General features: G+C 56.8%; 6 protein-coding genes. 5 read left to right on the top strand and 1 reads right to left on the bottom strand.

Annotated features, from left to right (window positions below):
* The first annotated feature begins 561 nt into the window (after nucleotides 1–561).
* From VGL38_03910 to VGL38_03895, 4 genes are all read left to right on the top strand, one after another.
* A complete protein-coding gene (locus tag VGL38_03910) occupies nucleotides 562–2,085 on the top strand; it encodes a T9SS type A sorting domain-containing protein (protein ID HEY3294557.1) in 1,524 nt (507 codons plus the stop codon).
* Between the two features lie 27 nt (nucleotides 2,086–2,112).
* The gene (locus VGL38_03905) at nucleotides 2,113–8,331 is read left to right on the top strand and encodes a right-handed parallel beta-helix repeat-containing protein (GenBank protein ID HEY3294556.1); all 6,219 of its coding nucleotides are present in this window, start codon (nucleotides 2,113–2,115) and stop codon (nucleotides 8,329–8,331) included.
* Nucleotides 8,332–8,566: 235 nt separating this feature from the next.
* Nucleotides 8,567–8,797 carry a hypothetical protein gene (locus tag VGL38_03900; protein HEY3294555.1) on the top strand — a complete coding sequence of 77 codons (231 nt, stop codon included), beginning with the start codon at nucleotides 8,567–8,569 and terminating at the stop codon, nucleotides 8,795–8,797.
* Between the two features lie 326 nt (nucleotides 8,798–9,123).
* Nucleotides 9,124–10,269 (top strand): site-specific integrase, encoded by a 1,146-nt coding sequence (locus VGL38_03895; protein ID HEY3294554.1) that lies wholly within the window; start codon nucleotides 9,124–9,126, stop codon nucleotides 10,267–10,269.
* 213 nt (nucleotides 10,270–10,482) lie between these two features.
* Here VGL38_03895 and VGL38_03890 read toward each other — a convergent pair whose 3' ends face one another.
* A complete protein-coding gene (locus tag VGL38_03890) occupies nucleotides 10,483–15,171 on the bottom strand; it encodes a hypothetical protein (protein ID HEY3294553.1) in 4,689 nt (1,562 codons plus the stop codon).
* Nucleotides 15,172–15,859: 688 nt separating this feature from the next.
* On the opposite strand from VGL38_03890, the gene VGL38_03885 reads away from it, so the two are divergent.
* Nucleotides 15,860–17,623, top strand: a complete 1,764-nt coding sequence (locus VGL38_03885) for a M1 family metallopeptidase (protein HEY3294552.1) — start codon at nucleotides 15,860–15,862, stop codon at nucleotides 17,621–17,623.
* Nucleotides 17,624–17,719: the final 96 nt, after the last annotated feature.

The following is a 17,719-nucleotide window of genomic DNA, read 5'->3' as shown; positions in this document are numbered from 1 at the left end:
CTTGGACGATTTGCAGAAACGCACCTCTAACCTGCGATCTCCCCGCCTGCATAGACAGACAGGCGCACAGAGGACGATAGAAGGCCCAGGCGCCGCGCATTCACTCGACAGATCGGGTTTTTCATCACGGCGCAGGCGGATTACGGTGAGAAAGTCGAGGGCTCGGACCGCCAAGAGGGCGGCAGGTAAAGGCGGCGAAGCGCCTGTGCGCTGATGAACCTATACGTTCAGAGGCGATGTCCCGAAGCGGAGAGGCGCAGAACGTACCTCCACCCGTTGCCCCGGATCCTGAGCGCTGGCACAGCAATATGCCTCGATCAAGGCAAGCTGCTATGGCAAGTTCAAGAGGAACAAATAGATTGTGATAACAGAGACAGCGAACACGACTGCCAGCCTATTGATTTCTAACCTTATGTGCTGTAGATTGATAGCACAAGACGTTTTGATCGTGCTCTGAATATGATATACAAGATCCAGATGGCGAATCCTTTTGAAACCTGTGGGCGGTAGGTAAGGGGTTCGCCGTTTTTTGTTTTAAATTGCTTGACACGGGGATCGAACATGAACGCCTTTTTGCAAACGCTGGTATTCTGCTGTGTGGTGGTAACGTCTGTCTATGCCCAGCCGATGAACGTGATCTGGCAGCGGGAAGGCGTGACGGACAGCAGCCACTATGCGGGGATCATGCCGTTGGGCGACCAGAATGATGACGGCTACGCCGATTTTCTGGTGTGGGCTTACGGTGTGACGCGCCCGGGCGGGACTCAGGAGGGCTATATTGAGTTCTTCCATGGCGGCAATCCGCCCGATACGGTGCCCTACTGGACCAAACGGGCCAATCCTCAGACCGACTACATCCTGACTGACGCCCACACCAACGCCGATCTGAACGGTGACGGCTACAAAGACTTCATGCTCTGTTTTGAGCAGGCGGAAGACTATCACATTGTGCGCAACGAGATCTACTACGGCGGGCCGCAGGGGGACACGTTGCCGGATCTGGTGTTCCATACCGGCTGGCACCTGTATCCTCGCTTCATGGGGGATTTCAACGGCGACGGGTTTGAGGATCTTTACTTCTACAATAATTACGAGCCGAACAACGATTATGCGGAGATTTTCTATGGCGGAAGCCCGATGGACAGTCTGCCGGACTGGATTCGCCATAGTCCTGCCGGTATACCTCAAGAAGTGCTGGCCTTGGGGTTCGGTGACATAGACGGCGACCATTTTGCCGATTTTATTACCAATCCCCTCAGTCCGCAACCCTCCTTTCGCATCTTCCGGGGCAGCTCGCAGCCAGATACGTTTCCAGATCAAATCTGGCCAAACTTCGATGCGATTCAACCAGCCGTGATCAACGACCTGAACGGCGATGGACGGGCAGAGGTTTGTATGCCGCACGACAGCTTGATAGATGTGTATTTCGGCGGGGATAGCTTGCCGCATGCGGCCAACGCCACGCTCGTGTTTGCTGCGTTCGCGCTTGATATACATAGTGCAGGAGACATCAATGGAGACGGCTTCAACGACTTCTTTGCGCGAGACGACTTGGCAGGTTGGGGCGGTTATGCTTCGTTGTACTTAGGTCATCCGGACCTCTATCGCTACCCCTTGCTGTCCGTCACCGGCCATCAGACTCCGTTGAATCTGCCGGGTGTGAGCATGGTTACTGGCTTAGGAGATGTGAACGGTGACGGTGTGGATGATTTCGGCGTGGGCGGAATCAGCGGCAATAACGACGGTCAACGGGGCAAGGCCGTCATCGTGGCGGGCAACCGGGACTGGCATGCCGCTGCCGACGATCCGGTCATCCTTCCGCCTTCGTCCTTCCGCCTTTCGGTCTTTCCCAACCCCTTCAACGGCACAGCCACCATCAACCTGACCCTGCCGGACTTTACGGAACTGGTGGATCTTAACCTGTACAATATAGCCGGGCAATCGGTTTACCATCAGGTTGTGAAGGTGACATCTTTGCAGATGCACCTCCGGCTGAACGCAACCGATCTGAGCACCGGCGTCTACTTTCTGCGGGCTACTGCCCGCAAGCAATCGGCGACCACGAAACTTCTCTTGTTGAAGTGATCAACAGGCTTAACTTGGAGGCGGTCTATGATTTCGCGCAGACTGTGCTGGATGGCGCTTTGGTGTGTATTGCTGGGAGGATGCAGTTACACGATTGTGTACGGCTTTGACATCAGTGGCTACAATGATCCCATTTCCATCGTGCGCTATTTCCGGTATAGCGGACAACACTCACCCCGACTGGGAGACTGCGATAACAACGGACAGGATTCTCTGCCCACTCCGGCGGATTGGACAGCCTGGCAAAACGCGATTGCCAACAATGATCAGGCATTGCAGTGGTGGCAGGAGATGGGCATGACCAATCTCTACGTTTGGTACGAGCCGTCTGATTATGGCCGCGTCAACGGCATGTCAATGCACGTTATGACCGACCACTGGCCCGATCAGATGTTTAAGTACGTCGAGAGTAAGGCCTTGTTCACACATACTGCCTATACGGATTGGTACGAGTACTGTGACTCGCTGAAAAACTGGGGAACGATCACATCTCGCGTGCGAGCGGACATATCGGCTACAGAGATCAATCAGCGCGTCCTCGCGGTTGATCCGTCTGCTGGACCCGGTCCATTTTGGAAACCCGGCGGTGGCTTCAGCTCGTGGGGCGGTTGGGGAGCGCGGGAGGCACGGTGGCGCGATAACTGGCAGGTGAACGATTGCGTGATGCCGATGCACTTCAAACTCACCCAGAAGATTGAAGCCGACGGCCCGAACAGCCTGCCAACGGATACCGTAGCTATTTTTTACTGGATTGTGGGCATTACAGACTATGACCGCAAGCTCTATGGCGGCAGTGCCCTTGCACATACCGACGTCAAGTATGTCCGCTATCCGGGGATTCCAATCCGGCTCGGGGATGTCGGACCCGACCCGAGATACTTCTTTTCTTGGTCATATTCAATTACACCTTCTGCCGGTTCGGGTCAATTTGTGGCGCTTGGTGACAGTTTCAATATTCTCACACTTCCCGCCGATGAGTGGTGGTTACGTGATGGCCCGCACATGTTTGGTCGTGCGGCCAAGGGGCCGGGATCGAACCCGGTGGCGTTCCAGATTGACTACACTGGCCACCACACGTACTACCTTTACAGCGTGGAAGCGTGCGACGAAGGCTATTACCGCCTGTTCCGCTCGGGGGCGGACACAACAACCTACCAAACACTCATCGCGAGTTCTTTCCGTAACGAGGCACAAGCCAGTGGAGGTGCGCTGAAGAGTTGGTACATTGATGAGCCTAATCCGCGAATGCTTGAGTCCTATGCCAAGGTGAACCAGATCTTGCAGCATAACGATGCCCCGCCCTTCTTCATCAATGGGCACGAGCACCGCAATGGCAATACTGGCGGAACCGATTCGCTGTACTACTATGCCGACAGCCTCGGCGTGAAGATACCCGTGAAAATGGAGGAGTTCGACATTTACGGAAACTGGGATCACTGTAATCCGCTCCAGAATTGGGGTTCCATTACCCAATTCCTGCACACGACATCCGCAACCGACACGCCATATGTTCATTTGACAATAGACCCCAATCCTTGTGGAACCTATGAGGGTGTTCCAAATCAATTTGCAGGCTGGATGTCGCTGCAAGCCACGTTTGACGCACATATTTGGGGAGAGAAGGGGGTGCTTGACAGGGCGCGGAATGACGGCACACCGATTCCGGCTTCATGGGACAACCGTTATGATATGGATCTGCTGCGGCAAACGAAATTCGTTCATGATCACGGGTCGAAGTCCTGGGCGCTGATCGCGGGCGGTGCAGATCATGCCACGACCCCGGACTATGTTGAGCAATTGCGAAAGCCATCCGGCAATGAAGTGAAGCTCAGCGCCTGGCTGGCCGTGGCCTGCGATGTGGACGGCATCATGTGGTATCAAGGAATGTCGGAGCCCTTGTGGAACGCATCGGACACTTTGCTTGGCAACTACGCACAAGGATTGATGGAGTGGGGCTTGAGCGCATCTGATGACTCTCCGACCGCCGTGGGCACGTTTTGTAATGCCAATTCGCGCTTTGCTTTCCGGACGCCTCGCTATTATGCGGCCAAAAAAGTCTGCAACGACATCCACCGCATCGCCCCGGTGCTCGAGCCGCTGAGGTTTGTGCGTACCTATGCCAGCCGGGCGTTTGGCTATAATTACAACGACTTTTCCAGCGACAGTACATGGGTTGGGCGCGACTATCTTAACAATGCCAGTCCGCCAAGCTACGTTGCGCTGATCGAAACACGGAAGAAGAACTCCTACACTCAACAATACACGGAGTGGGAAAACTGGGCCGCGTCGTACGTCCAGGTCTCCCGCTTCATGACTCCCAACGTTGGACCTGATGATTACTGGTTTCTGATTGTAAATCGCCGCGCTCAGGACGACGAGAGTCGTCAGGTGGAATTAACGGTCAAAGATGTCCTCCACCCGGAGCTGGAATATCGTGTTGATCGAGTCTTGGCGGACAGCAGTACCTTGGCTGACCATGCTCCTCAAAACCGGCGAATCATCAAAGTGATTCTTCAGCCCGGCGAGGCGGAGTTAGTGCACTTCTATCCTGCGGACACGACGGACTGGATTATTGACAATGAGAGCGCCGTGATCTTTGCTCCGCAGTATTTTCATCGCAACATCGTGATCCGGGGAAACGGCAGCCTGACCATCCAGCCGAACATCGCCGCGTTGCGCGACAGCTTTCTGGTCGGAACCACTTGGCGGTATCGCTATGATAGCGTGGCAACAGTGACCTTTTGGGAAGGCAAAGGGATTCGCTTTGAGGGAACCTCTCCCGGCAGGCATTTGAATATTGTGGGCAATGACAGCATCAAGATACGCTTGCAGCCTGCCAACGCGGACAAATTGTGGGACGGGATCACGGTTGAGCAGGCGAGCAGTTGCCAGATTTCGCTTCACCACGCGGACATCCAGGGCGCGAAGGTAGGGCTCTCGCTGGAGAATAACGACTTTAGCCCGTTCGACAATCCTTGGGCGACCATAGACCATTGTGCGTTCAGCCGCTGCGGCACCGGACTCTCGATGACGCCGGGGGTTCGGGCGGACATAGACAGTTCGGCCTTTTCGGAAAACGCAACCGGCATCTGGTGCTCCGGCAGTAGTCTGACGATGGACGGATCGACGGTAACACGTAACCGTGTCAACGGTGCCTGTCTGCTGCCCAACGCTGATGGGCAGTTCACCCATGACGCCTTCACCGATAACGGAGCTACTACAGAAATCGATCCCCTGCACAAGGCTCCCGGTGCACTGTCCCTATACGGAAGTACCGCCAGACTGAAGTGCTGCAATATTTCCGGCAATAAAGGATGCGGGATCAGCGCCCTATCTTCGACCGTGGTGATGGGCGACGCGAGCTACCTCGATCCGCTCTGGGGCGGCAATCGGATCATAGACAATTACTCGGGCAGTGTGCAAATCAGCGCAATCCTCAGCACCCTCGTTATGATCAACGGGCGGAACCTGATCACCGGTGTTGCCAACCAACCTTGGATCTATGCCCCGCGAACAGATGCCCAAACCACCGTCACGCGCGACTGGCGCTACAACGCGTGGGGAACTTCGGTCGCGGATACCGTGCATCATCACGTCCCTGCGGATGCATGGATCGACGGCATTATCCCGTCTTGGAGTCTTTGCAGCTTTACAGCAAACGTGGACACCGCCATTACCCCGGCTGACGCGTCATTTGGATACGGTCTCCATCAACTGGCAAAAGCAGACTATGACAGCGCACGGATCGGCTTCAAAAGCACCATTTCCTCGGCCAGCCGCACCACATTTGGCCAGTCGGGTATTCAGGGAGTTTTGACTGCCGATTTGTCCGCCAGTACTCCCTCTGTGTCCACGCTCTACTTCAAGCAGTTGGCCGACACAGCCACCTTCCGCCCCACGAAGCGGGAAGCGCGCAGCGCACAAGCCTGGTCGCTGGCTTATGCGGGAGACATAAACGGCGCACAAACGGTGCTGGAAGCGATGCGGGATAGCTCGGTGACGGACACGGAGCGTGTGGATGCGCACATTGACCTTTTGACGCTGGAACTGCTCCGGCAAAATCAGGATACTGCCGACTTTGTCAGCGCCGGCGAGCTTGAGGCCGTGCAGGATAGCATCAGCTACTTGATCGCATCCTTAAGCAAGTGGACACGCTACGCGATCACGGACAGCACGGTGATGTATGCACCCTGCCGTGTGGATAGCACGATTGACATTGCCCAAGGCGGCACGCTGGTGATCAAGCCATATCCGGGCATCAAGAACGCCACGGTGAGTTTTGCTCCGGATGCCTATCTCATGGTGGAAGGGTTCGACTGGCAGCAGCCACGCGGCAAACTGTACGTACAGGGCGAAGCCGATAACCCGGTGATCCTCAACTGGGACAGTTCCGGCAATTGGGTCAATCTGGAATCCATCTGCGGCTACGTGGATCTGAAGCACGCCATCCTGCAAGGACAAGGCTGGTCCAACAGCAACGATAATCCTAATGAATGGAGCACGCGCCGTCCCATCTTCAAAGCCGACTCCTGCACCTTCCGCACGTTCGATGAAGGCCTCTGGTGCTGGGGCACGGACAGTTCCAGCTACATCAAAAACTCAGTGCTGGAAAACATGGGCGGGTGTGGGGTCAATGACCCCAATGGCCTTGGCTTCGGGACCGGTCTGGCGCTGGTGGACGGAGGCTATCTGAAAATCGAGAACTGCGACATCCGCAACAGCGGCGATGTCGGCGTGTTCAGTTATTACAACGACACGGATCTGTGCATTTCCAATTCCATTATTCGCGGCAGCAAGAATTATGGCCTGCTGAACTGGGAAGGCGGCAACCTGTCGTTGGAATGCACCGAGATCACGGATAACGGCGACAGCCTGGCGGATGTCTGGGTCGAGGACGGCACAGTGGACTTGGTCGGTGCGCACAGCCAAGTCTCCGATAGCAGCGGTACGCTGTTGTACAGTGCCGATCCGTCTTTAGTGGACCTTGGAGACGGTGAGAATGAATTTACTTTGATCACGGGCACGGGCCGCTATCTGAAATCCGGCGATACGACGGATACTTGGGACATCGGAATGAATACGTGGAGCCCGATTACTCCGGCGGATAGCACATTCTACTCTTACCTTTGGCCCACGACGCCCGCTCGCTGGCTGGTGGACACGTCCTTGGCTACCTACATCGGTTGTGATCAGGCCGGAACCGCCTCCTTTGGGCAAGGCAACAACTTCATTATTCCCGGTGAGGAACAACAGGCAGGAACGGACTCACGCCCCGAGGACAGTAAGCGCCTGAGTGCGAGCAGCGTAGTCCTGTCTCCATCACCTGTGGTCAGCAAAGTCAGCGGGGAGACAACCAAAGCCGCCTCCCCCGCCGGGCCGGTTACCAAGTCGCTTTCCTCCCTGAAAAAGCGGTCGGTGAACCGTGCGGAGTTGTTGCGGGTGCATCACGAGGAACTTGCCCAATGGCGTGAAGCTAAGGCCGTGGGTAAGCGGAGTGACACGCAGGCTTCCGCACGGGAGACGATGAAATTTCTGGCCGATCATCCCGACTCCAAACTGGCACCGGCAGCCTTGGTGAATCTGTCCAAGTTGGCACGCAAGGGTGATGCCGAGCAGACAGTCAGCACCTTCCTTTCCCAGCAGGCGCGTTCACTGGTCGACCCTGAGCAGAAAAAGCTTGCCCAGCGGCTGTCGTTCGTGGCAAAGGCTAAGGAAGGACGACCGGCTGAGGCTTTGGCAGGTTTGGAGGAGTTGATGGAAACAGCACGCACGCCACGCGATTCGATCCAGGCCTTGGCCGACGCGATGGGTGTGTATTTCTTCAACCGCCACGATCAAGCCGTCCGCCCGCGCAATGCCCGTGTGCGCAGCGCAAATGTCCACGAGCTTGTGCAGCGCGTCAGTGAACTGGCCCGCATCCTGGACAATCCGGCCCTGGCAGCCAAGGGTAAGAGTGCGGCGATCCCCAAAGAGTACCGCCTCTACCAGAACTACCCGAATCCCTTTAACCCCAATACTGAAATCCGGTTCGATGTGCCGGACGCGGTACGGGTGGAATTGAAGGTGTTCAACATCCTCGGACAGGAAGTGGCCAAGCTGATCGATGAAGTGAGGCCTGCAGGTGTCTACCGTCTGACGTGGGACAGCAGGACCACATCCGGAGCATCTGTTGCCTCCGGTCTGTATGTCTATCGTATCAAGGCCGGAAACTTTGTGGATGCCAAGAAGATGATGCTGATTCGATAAGAAACGCAGGCATAGACGGAGCGAGAACCCGGCCTTAGGTCGGGTTTCTTGCGCCTATTCGCGGCTGCTTTCGCCCACCATTCTACCGCTCCACACAACTGTTTGATATCATGATGAATAGTTATGCATTGGGAGATGACGGTCTCCGAAATGATGGTAGCCCACTGACCGGGCTTGTTTTTGCGGGGTAATTGTCGTATATTATCCACTGTTATACGCATTGGAGCAAGCAGAAATGACTGAAAAGAAGAAGGTTGCGGGCGCGCGGGAAAAGTTCGCCACGTACTTGCAACCGGAAACCATCGAGAAGATTCGGCGGGCAGCGTTCCACACAGGCTTGACCACAGGGGAAATAATCGAAGGCGCGGTAACTGGCCACGTTGCCAAACTGGAGAAAAAGGCAGGGAAGTCGTTCGGCCCAATCACGCGCCTCCGCACCGGCAGACCCATCAGTGCCAGCAAGTGACGCCATGATCATCCCCCCTACCGTCACCATAGCCGAAGCTGCCAGACAACTCAAGTGCAGTATCCCGACTGTCAAGCGCATGGTCAAGGCCGGGAACCTGACGAAGGTTAAGCTCACGGCGCGACGCGTGGGTATCACGCAAGCCTCGCTCGATGAGCATTTCAGGGGCCAGAATCCTTTCTACGACTGCACGACTTCGGCAGAAATAGCGGCAGTCATCAAGCGGCGCTCACCCTCCCGCCCCTCGGAGTAGGGGTGCGCGGCGCGGGCGTTGTGGGATATCCCTCTAAAGGGCGAAGATTTTAACCTTCTGGACAGGTTGACAAATGGCCTCGGTGTATGCCCGCAAGCTCAGTAAGGGGTGGTTTTGGTACGGATGTGTCAGTCTGAAGGACGGCCCGCCCAAGAAGTACAACACCGGGATTGAAACCGAGCCGCGCTACTTGAAGGGTGGAGACGGCCGCGAGTTCGCCAGTCCCGCCAAATGGCCGAATTACAAGAAGGCCATGGAGGCCGTCAAGGTTGCTCAGAAGATAGTTGACAGCGGAAAGGATCCCTTTCGCCAAGAGGAATTAAACGCGGAGAGCGTGGAAGGGCTGGCCAAGGGGTACTTGGACACCCGCCGCAGTGAGGGGACGGACGCCCGGGTGCTGTACCTTCACCAGAGCACCGTTCAGTTCTTTCTCGTGAACTACGCTCACCGGGCAGCCAAAAGCGTGACAGCGGCGGATCTGTTGAAGTTCCGGACATGGCTCATGGACCGGGGAAAGGTCCGGCGCGGCGTTCGGATTGGAGACCTGTCACAGGTCACGATTAACGGGCATATGACACGGCTCGGGGCGTTCCTGAACTTCTGCGGGACGATTATCGGATGGAAGCCGCCCACCATCAAACGGCTGAAGGCCAAGCGCACCAAGCCGATCCGGTACTATTCGGGCGAGGAATGCGGCCGGCTACTGGCCTCGGCGGCGAAGGTGACGTACAACGGGGAACCGCTTTCGTGGTTTCTGGCCTTTGTGCTCTATACCGGGATGCGAAAGGGCGAGGCTCTGTCCTGTGAATGGTCATGGGTAGACTACGCCGCCAATCACATTCTCATCCCCGCCATGAAATCGGCGCAGAGCCGCGCGGTCCCGATTGCCGAACCGCTGCGGGAGATTCTGGACCGCATGCCACGGACCCGAGCCCGCCTGTTCGACAACATTTCGAACCTGCACCGAGGCAGCGGCCACCTGGACGACCTTTACAAGAAAGTTCAGGCCGAGGCGAAGCTGGAACCGCTCACTCTGCACGACCTCCGGCGCACGTTCATCATTCAATGCCTCGCGGCGGGCATCCCCCTCGAACTCGTCATGCAGTGGGTCGGCCACGAGTCGGACAAGACCACGCTCGAGTACTATACGAGCTTTGCGAAGGAGAACCATGCGGCCCTGATTGGCCGTGTACGGTTCACGGTGCTCCCCGCCGGATGATCTTTCTACCATAATTCTACCATTTCCTGTAAGTACCTATTTTGCCGAGGTTGGGATTAGCTTCCCAAGCTGGAGGTTGCTGGTTCGAGTCCCGTCATCCGCTCCTATAAAAACAGCCTCTTACGTGAGGCTGTTTTGCTTGAGATCGTCGCAAGAAAGACACAGGCTCCCCTTTGCCGGGGAGCCTGTGTCGCATTCAAGGCCATCAGGGCACTACCGTGCCGGCTTTTTCGGATCAGCTTGCGGGGGAACCGCGCCTCCCGTATAGGCCGGAAGATAGATATTCCCCGGCATGTTCGGAGCGGGCTTTGGCAATCTCACTTCATCTTGTGCTGAAGGGGAGTGCAGCCGCATGAAGTCAGAAATCCCCAATGGTTGCTTCTGATGGCTCCGGCGCGAGCTTTGCAATTTGTCCGGAGCCTGAACCGGCGCGCTGACCTCATCTATGTAGACAGGCAGATATGATGCGAAGCGTGATGCGTCACGTCGAGCGCCGATTTTTGCCGGATTGGGCAATGGCATTGTCCCCTGTGGTTCCGGCATCGTCGAGGCTGCCAGCACCAGGGCCTTGTCCACTACCGGAATCTCCGGAGTCGGATACACCGGGCCGCCAGTGTAGCGAGGAGCAGGCAGATGGGCCTTGTCCGGCATCGGGCCTGATACATCCGCAACCGTGCTGTCATTCGGGAGCGTCGCGGTCACCGTGTAGAAGCAATGGGACAGTGACGAACTCAGAGCGCTGTGATCCACGAAACTCGCGGTTGTTGATGTCGCCACGAGATTGGAAGAGATCGGCGACATCTCCTCGGGCGCCGTGCAACGGTAGATCGTGTAGCCCGTGGCATGCGGGAGCGGACTCCAGCTCAAACCGATATCCGGCCCATCCACATGTATGACCAACGAATCAACATGGGTCGGATCACACGACTTGGCCGTCACCTGCAGCAGGTACGGGCCTGCATCACCCCAATAACCGTCCACAATGAAGTAGTAAGTGAAGCCGGGGATGGCTGTGAACGTCACGGTGCTGAACACGGTCGGCGTCAGGCCGCAGGGGTTGTCGTCGCTGCATGCTACCATCTCGGAACCCGGACACCCGTCGCGCGTCCGCACTTCCAGACCTGTGTCATAACCGGACCCGCACAGGGTGGCCGTAATGATCTCGCAGTAGGGAGCCGTGTAGTTGTACCAGACATCCCGCGCATCCGGAATGCTGTCGAGCGGGCATTTCCATGTGTAATCGTTATCGGCGCATCGAGTGTCGCCCGCATCCGAGTAGGGAAGGCTGGGTATTGTTGTCCCCGGACAGTGATCATTCGACGGCCTGAACGGCACGCCGGTCACAGTCAGCACATACGGGCCCTTGGCGCCGTTCGCCCCATCCACCAGAATGTAATACATCACTCCGCCAATCGCCGTGAATGTGATCGTGCTTTGTCCCCTGAGTATGCCCGAACATTCGCTGTCATCGTTGCACCCCACCATCGTGGACCCCGGGCAACCTCCATCCTTGCGGATTTCAAGCCCTGTATCGTATCCGCTGCCACATAGAGTCACCGTCACGGTATTGCATTCATGCAGCAGAAGATTGTACATCACGTCCGCCGCGTCCGAATCGGGGGGGCACGACCAATGGTAGTCGTTTTGCGCGCACCGGGTATCGCCGGTGTCCCGGTACGGAAGTGTAGTAATCGGTGTTCCCGGGCACTGGTCATTCGGCGTGACGTACGGCGTCGAACTCACGTTCAGCACATAGGGGCCGGCTTCCATTAGATACCCGTAAACGAGTATGTAATAGATAGCGCCTTCCGCCGCCAGGAACGTCAGCTTACTCTGGTAACCGTCGCCTCCGCTGCAATCCCCATCGTCATTAAACGCATCCAACCGGCTGCCGGGACAAACTCCGACGCTGCGCACTTCCAGACCGGTGTCAAAGCTCGACCCGCACAGCGTTACCGTCACCGTCTCGCAGCGGGGAGCCCTGTAGAAGTAGACCACATCCGGGCTCTCGCCGATGATGGCATGCGCATAATTATGCGTCGCGCACCTCGTATTGCCGCTATCGGTGTACGGCAGGCTTGGTATATACGTGCCCGGACAGGCGTCGTTTGACGGCACGAAAGGAACGCCGGTCACGTTCAGGACATACGGGCCTGCTTCCGTATCGTAGCCGTCCACCATGATGTAGTAGGTGACTCCCGCCTGAGCGATGAAGGTTGTCTGGCTCGACAGCGGATCGCAGAAATCGTCGTCCCACGCCACCAGCACGTTGCCCGGGCACACGCCCTGGGCGCGAACTTCGATACCCGTGTCAAAACCGGAGCCGCACAGCGAGGCCGTGACTCTCTGACAGGTTAACGGCGTATAGGTGTACATCACATCCGGGCTGGTGCCTAACACGCGGTGGGAGTAGTTGTATGCCGCGCAGCGCGTGTCCCCTGTGGTGGAGTAAGGCAGAGAAGGAATTGGAATGCCCGGACAGACATCTCCCGGCACGATGATCGGATCGCCCAATACATTTAACGTGTACGCGCCCGATGAATTGTTGTGTCCATACACCAGAATGTAATATGTGACCCCTCGCATCGCCGCAAACGACACACTGCTCTGATAAGATGAGTGTCCATTGCAGTAGTCGTCGTCATTGAAGGCCACCAGGCTGTCGCCGGGGCAGTTCCCACTCCAGCGGACTTCGATTTCGGTGTCATACGTTGAGCCGCACAGGGAGGCGACGATATTCCGGCACACATCCGCCGTGTAGCTGTATACCACGTCGGGACTGAGACCCCCGTGCGCATGATTGTAATCGTGCGCCGCACACGTCGTGTTGCCGGTATCCGTATACGGAAGGCTGCCGATCGTAGTGCCCGGACAATGGTCGTTGGGGATAGTGAAGGTCGTGCCGGTCACGGTCAAAGTATATTTGCCCGCGTGCGTGCCGAGTCCATGCACGATCATGAAATAGCTCACACCGGCCTGTGCCACGAACGTGATCTGACTCTGCTCATCGCAGAAATTGTCATTGCAGGCGACCTGCACAGAACCCGGACAGGCGCCGCCGGAACGAATTTCCAATCCGGTATCATACGTCGAACCGCATAGCGACGCGGTGACGGCCTGACACGTGGGCAGCGTCATCGTGAACATCACGTCCGGGGATTGCGTTCCCACGCACTTCGCGTAGTCCACCGCCGCAACGGATGTTATGTCGGTGAAAGAGAAGGGCAAGGAGGTGAATTCCACACCCGGACAGGTGTCATTTGATGGACGGAGCATCAGTCCGCGCGGCACCATGTGATTGGAGATGGACCAGGTGTGCTGGCCATCATACAGGTTCTCATCTGCCGTGATCATCGCCAGGGCGGCGTCCGGCATGGAGGCCCCGGTGCCCAGCAGGTAATACGATTGCACCACAACCTGGTCCGCAATAGTGCGTCCCACGTCGAGCATGAATTCAAAGCAGGGTTGACTGTAAATCATCCCAGCGATATGCTCATCTCCAGCTCTGTGTTCTGGGAAATGCAGGTTCGCATTGACGGTCCGACCGGGCCAGAACTCATTGTGGCCGTCCCAATTGTCTACCCATCGGTCATGAAATGTTGACAAGCTGTGAGAATATGAGGCGGCCCAGTAATCACCGAAGCCTTCGCCGATGCTGCGCTCGTCATTGCCACCCCAGCCGGGGACAATGCTGTTCTGAATCGCGTGCCCGTATTCGTGCCACACCACATCAGCGTCTTCCGCGTCATCCACGCCTCCGTCTCCAAATGCAATCCGATTTTCAGACGGGACGTAGTGGGACTCGTCGTCGCCATTCAGACCGTGAGCATCGAAAGGTAACGGTCCATGTTGGATGTTGTTGAAGTCAAGGCTCTGCAACCATCGCTGACTCAGGTCAATATTGAAGTACACGTTAACCCATTCGAAACCACTCTCACTGCGGTTGAAGCCGAAACCGGAGGGAGAACTCGAGGTAGGGGGAGGCCCAAAGGGCGCCTCGACATCCGCCGCCGCCGCCCACGGACCGACGAGCGAATAGACCCCGCCCGAAAATGTAATATCCGTCAGGGTGCGGGATTGAAGCTGCGCGTGAAGTTGCGGCGAATCCGCATTGTTGTTGTCGCTGTATCCCGGATCGCCGTAGGTTGCCCCTGCGGAGGTCAGAGGATCCGGTATGTAGACGTTGCCTGTGCCGTTCACCCAGTAGCAGGCGCGGTCTTCCACGCGCCGGATGGCCCCGGTGTTTGCGTCCACCAGCACCTCCCAGTCACCCCTCGGCTGCTCCATGTACTGCCTCACACGCCAGCACGCCGCGAAATCACGGTTGTCGCCCGCCCAGATCACCAGATCGGTCTGCGGTGCATTTCGCGGCGTCGTCACCGGCTTCAGGTATGCGTGAGCAATGTTTACGGCGTCCGCCGCGGCAAGTGACGCCTGATTGGAAGGTGTGCCCTTAACCATGATCAGGCTCGAAAAATAGAATCGCACCATGTTTCGCCGATCCAGTGTCACTACCAGATTGCCGGGGTAAACCGGCACGCCGTTTACCATCTGTTCGAACGTCACATGATAGCCCATCGGACTCTCGGCAACCCGGGTGGCCTTGAGATTCGGTTCCGTCGGCACAATCCCCACCCAATCCGCATGTTCAACCAGGAATTGCCTCGCAGCTGCCTCCGGCGAGCCCGTAAAGGGTCCTTCCGCCAGAGAACTGACCGCTTGTAACCGGCCATCCCGCGTGTCTATGACTCGGTTCTGATCCGGTTTCCAAACCCCGAATTGGTCCCAATACGTTGGTGCCGTAGCCAGCGCACTGCGCGGCGCGGGGACTAAAGCAAACGTCGCCGAGACCATCAGACCGATCACACAGATCAGCAAAACAACTTTGCACAGGTACCTCATAGCTAAACTCCTTTACAAAAATGATTGTTGTAAGGATGTAGCCCAATGGATGCAATTAGCTCATGTAGCATGAAAGTAGTAATATGATTCAGTATTGTCAAGTACGGTAAAGATTAACTGATAAATACCGAGGTAAGTATGTAAATTCATACATAGTGTAAAGTTGGTTGTAAATTTGCCGGATAATTAGGATACAGAACGAACCGCACAATGCATTATATTGCTGGATATCCTCGCAATAACTGCTGCGTGATTACTCTTCGACTAAATCGTAAAGTAAATATTCATTAAATTCATTGATGATCTTCCAATGCTGTATGCATGGACATAAAATGTAGACACCTGAATACTTAAGATTCAATTAGACAATATGGGAAACGGTAGGATGCTTGTTCAGCGCAGTGCCCGCATGGTCATGCCGGAATGACAATCGCTGGAGTTTACTTTCAAGCAGCGGGCGAGGGAATTGATTTCTGGGCGAAAAAGACGTATCATTGTCAGTGCGTGCAAATCACAGGCGCCGCTCCCCACGGATAGGGCTGCGTTCTTCGCAAGCTCATAAACCGTAGTGAATAAGCCCAGCCATATTGGGTGGCCTTAGCCAGTTGCGCTTGTCTGTCGCTTCCTGGCAAGTGTGCACGCCCAATTTCCCCCCGCATATCCGTCATCAGATTTGTAAAGGACGATCATGCCCCGCAAAGACCCGCATTCCGTTTGGGACCCCGCTTCCGCCGCGATCAAGCACATTGCCTTTGATCTGACGGTTGACTTCGAAAAGCACACGCTGGCCGGCACCGCTGATTACCAGTTCACTGCGCCTCTGGGCCGGTCGCTCGAACTGGACACTCGCAATCTGCAGATTCAAAGCGTGACGGCCCCTGACGGCCGCGCGCTTGCCTTCAAGATCGGCAAAGAAGATGTGCTCGGCAGCGCCCTCACCATTGATGGCACAGAAGGGCTGGAACGTCTTCGCATCACATACGCCACGTCTCCCGATGCTGCCGCATTGCAGTGGCTCAAGCCCTCGCAGACCGCGGGCGGCAAGCACCCCTTCATGTTCAGCCAGTGCCAGGCCATTCTTGCGCGTACCGTGTTCCCGTGCCAGGATACTCCTTCGGTGCGATTCACTTACGAAGCGACCATGCGCGTTCCCCACGGTTTGTCGGCCGTGATGGCCGCCGACATGCTCGGATCCGCCAACAACAACGGCAGCGCCATCTACCGGTTTGCCATGCGCCATCCGATTCCGTCCTATCTGTTCGCACTGGCCGCGGGCAACATCGTGCCCGAGAAGATCGGTGCGCGTTCCCGGGTGTATGCCGAACCGGAAACGGTCAAAGGAGCCGCGTGGGAATTCGGCGAGGTCGACCGCATGATCGAAGGCGCGGAGCAACTCTACGGAACTTACATCTGGGATCAGTTCAATCTGCTGGTGATGCCACCGTCCTTCCCATATGGCGGCATGGAAAACCCTACCCTCACGTTCCTCACGCCAACTCTCATCGCCGGAGACCGCTCCTTGGTCTCGGTGGTCGCGCACGAACTGGCGCATTCGTGGACGGGCAATCTTGTCACCAATGCCACGTGGGAGGATTTCTGGCTGAATGAAGGGTGGACGGTCTACGCCGAGCGACGCATCGTCGAGCGGCTCTACGGCAAGGAACTGGCCAATCTGCAGGCCGTCAATGGCCGGTATGACCTGATGGTTGCCTTCAAGAACTTCGGCCTCAATTCGCCGTATACCAAGCTCAAGACCGATCTGGCCGGCATAGATCCCGATGAAGTCTTCTCGTCGGTTCCTTATGAGAAGGGCTTCCTGCTGCTGGTCGCCATCGAGCGCGCGGTGGGCCGCGAGGTCTTCGATCCGTTCATTCTCTCCTACATCAATGACTTCCGCTTCCAGTCGGCCACCACCGAGGAGTTCATCGACTATCTGCAGAAGAAACTGCCGGGAGTGGACACCAAGGTGGATCTGCGCCGCTGGATCTATCAGCCGAACCTGCCCGACTCTACTCCGACTTTCGAATCCACGCTCATCGATGACGTGCAGCAGGTCCGTAAACAGTGGGATGCCGGTGCGCGCGATCTGAAGGGCGTCATCTCCAAGTGGAACGTCGACCAGAAGACGCTCTTCCTTGCCGGATTCGAGCAGCCCGTCACCGAAAGCGATTGCGCCGCCCTGGAGCAGATCTTCGACATCGGCACCACAAAGAACAGCGAGATCCTGCTCCCGTGGTTGTGCATCGCGGCCATGTGCAGTTACGCCAAGGCCTACCCCATGATCCGCGACTTCCTCGGTTCAGTCGGACGAGGCAAGTACCTGAAGCCCCTCTACCGCGCGCTGCATGAGAATCCGGCCACACGCTCTCTCGCCCGCAGCATCTTCGAAGACTTCAAAGACCGTTACCATTCCGTCGCCCGCGGCGCCGTCCAACGCATCCTCGCGGCATAAAAAAGGAACACGGACATTGTAATGTCCGTGTTCCCTGAATCTCGCGAAGGCGATTCCGTGGTAGGGACCCGACATGTCGGGTCCGAATTCCGCAAG

The organism is bacterium, from assembly GCA_036504735.1.
Classification (GTDB): domain Bacteria; phylum Electryoneota; class RPQS01; order RPQS01; family RPQS01; genus DASXUQ01.
This window is presented reverse-complemented; position numbering and strand designations above follow the sequence as displayed.

Excerpts from the sequence above, each read along its gene's own strand:
- VGL38_03890 (HEY3294553.1), bottom strand. The coding sequence starts at position 15,171 with ATGAGGTACCTGTGCAAAGTTGTTTTGCTGATCTGTGTGATCGGTCTG.
- VGL38_03905 (HEY3294556.1), top strand. The coding sequence starts at position 2,113 with ATGATTTCGCGCAGACTGTGCTGGATGGCGCTTTGGTGTGTATTGCTG.
- VGL38_03885 (HEY3294552.1), top strand. The coding sequence starts at position 15,860 with ATGCCCCGCAAAGACCCGCATTCCGTTTGGGACCCCGCTTCCGCCGCG.
- VGL38_03910 (HEY3294557.1), top strand. The coding sequence starts at position 562 with ATGAACGCCTTTTTGCAAACGCTGGTATTCTGCTGTGTGGTGGTAACG.
- VGL38_03895 (HEY3294554.1), top strand. The coding sequence starts at position 9,124 with ATGGCCTCGGTGTATGCCCGCAAGCTCAGTAAGGGGTGGTTTTGGTAC.
- VGL38_03900 (HEY3294555.1), top strand. The coding sequence starts at position 8,567 with ATGACTGAAAAGAAGAAGGTTGCGGGCGCGCGGGAAAAGTTCGCCACG.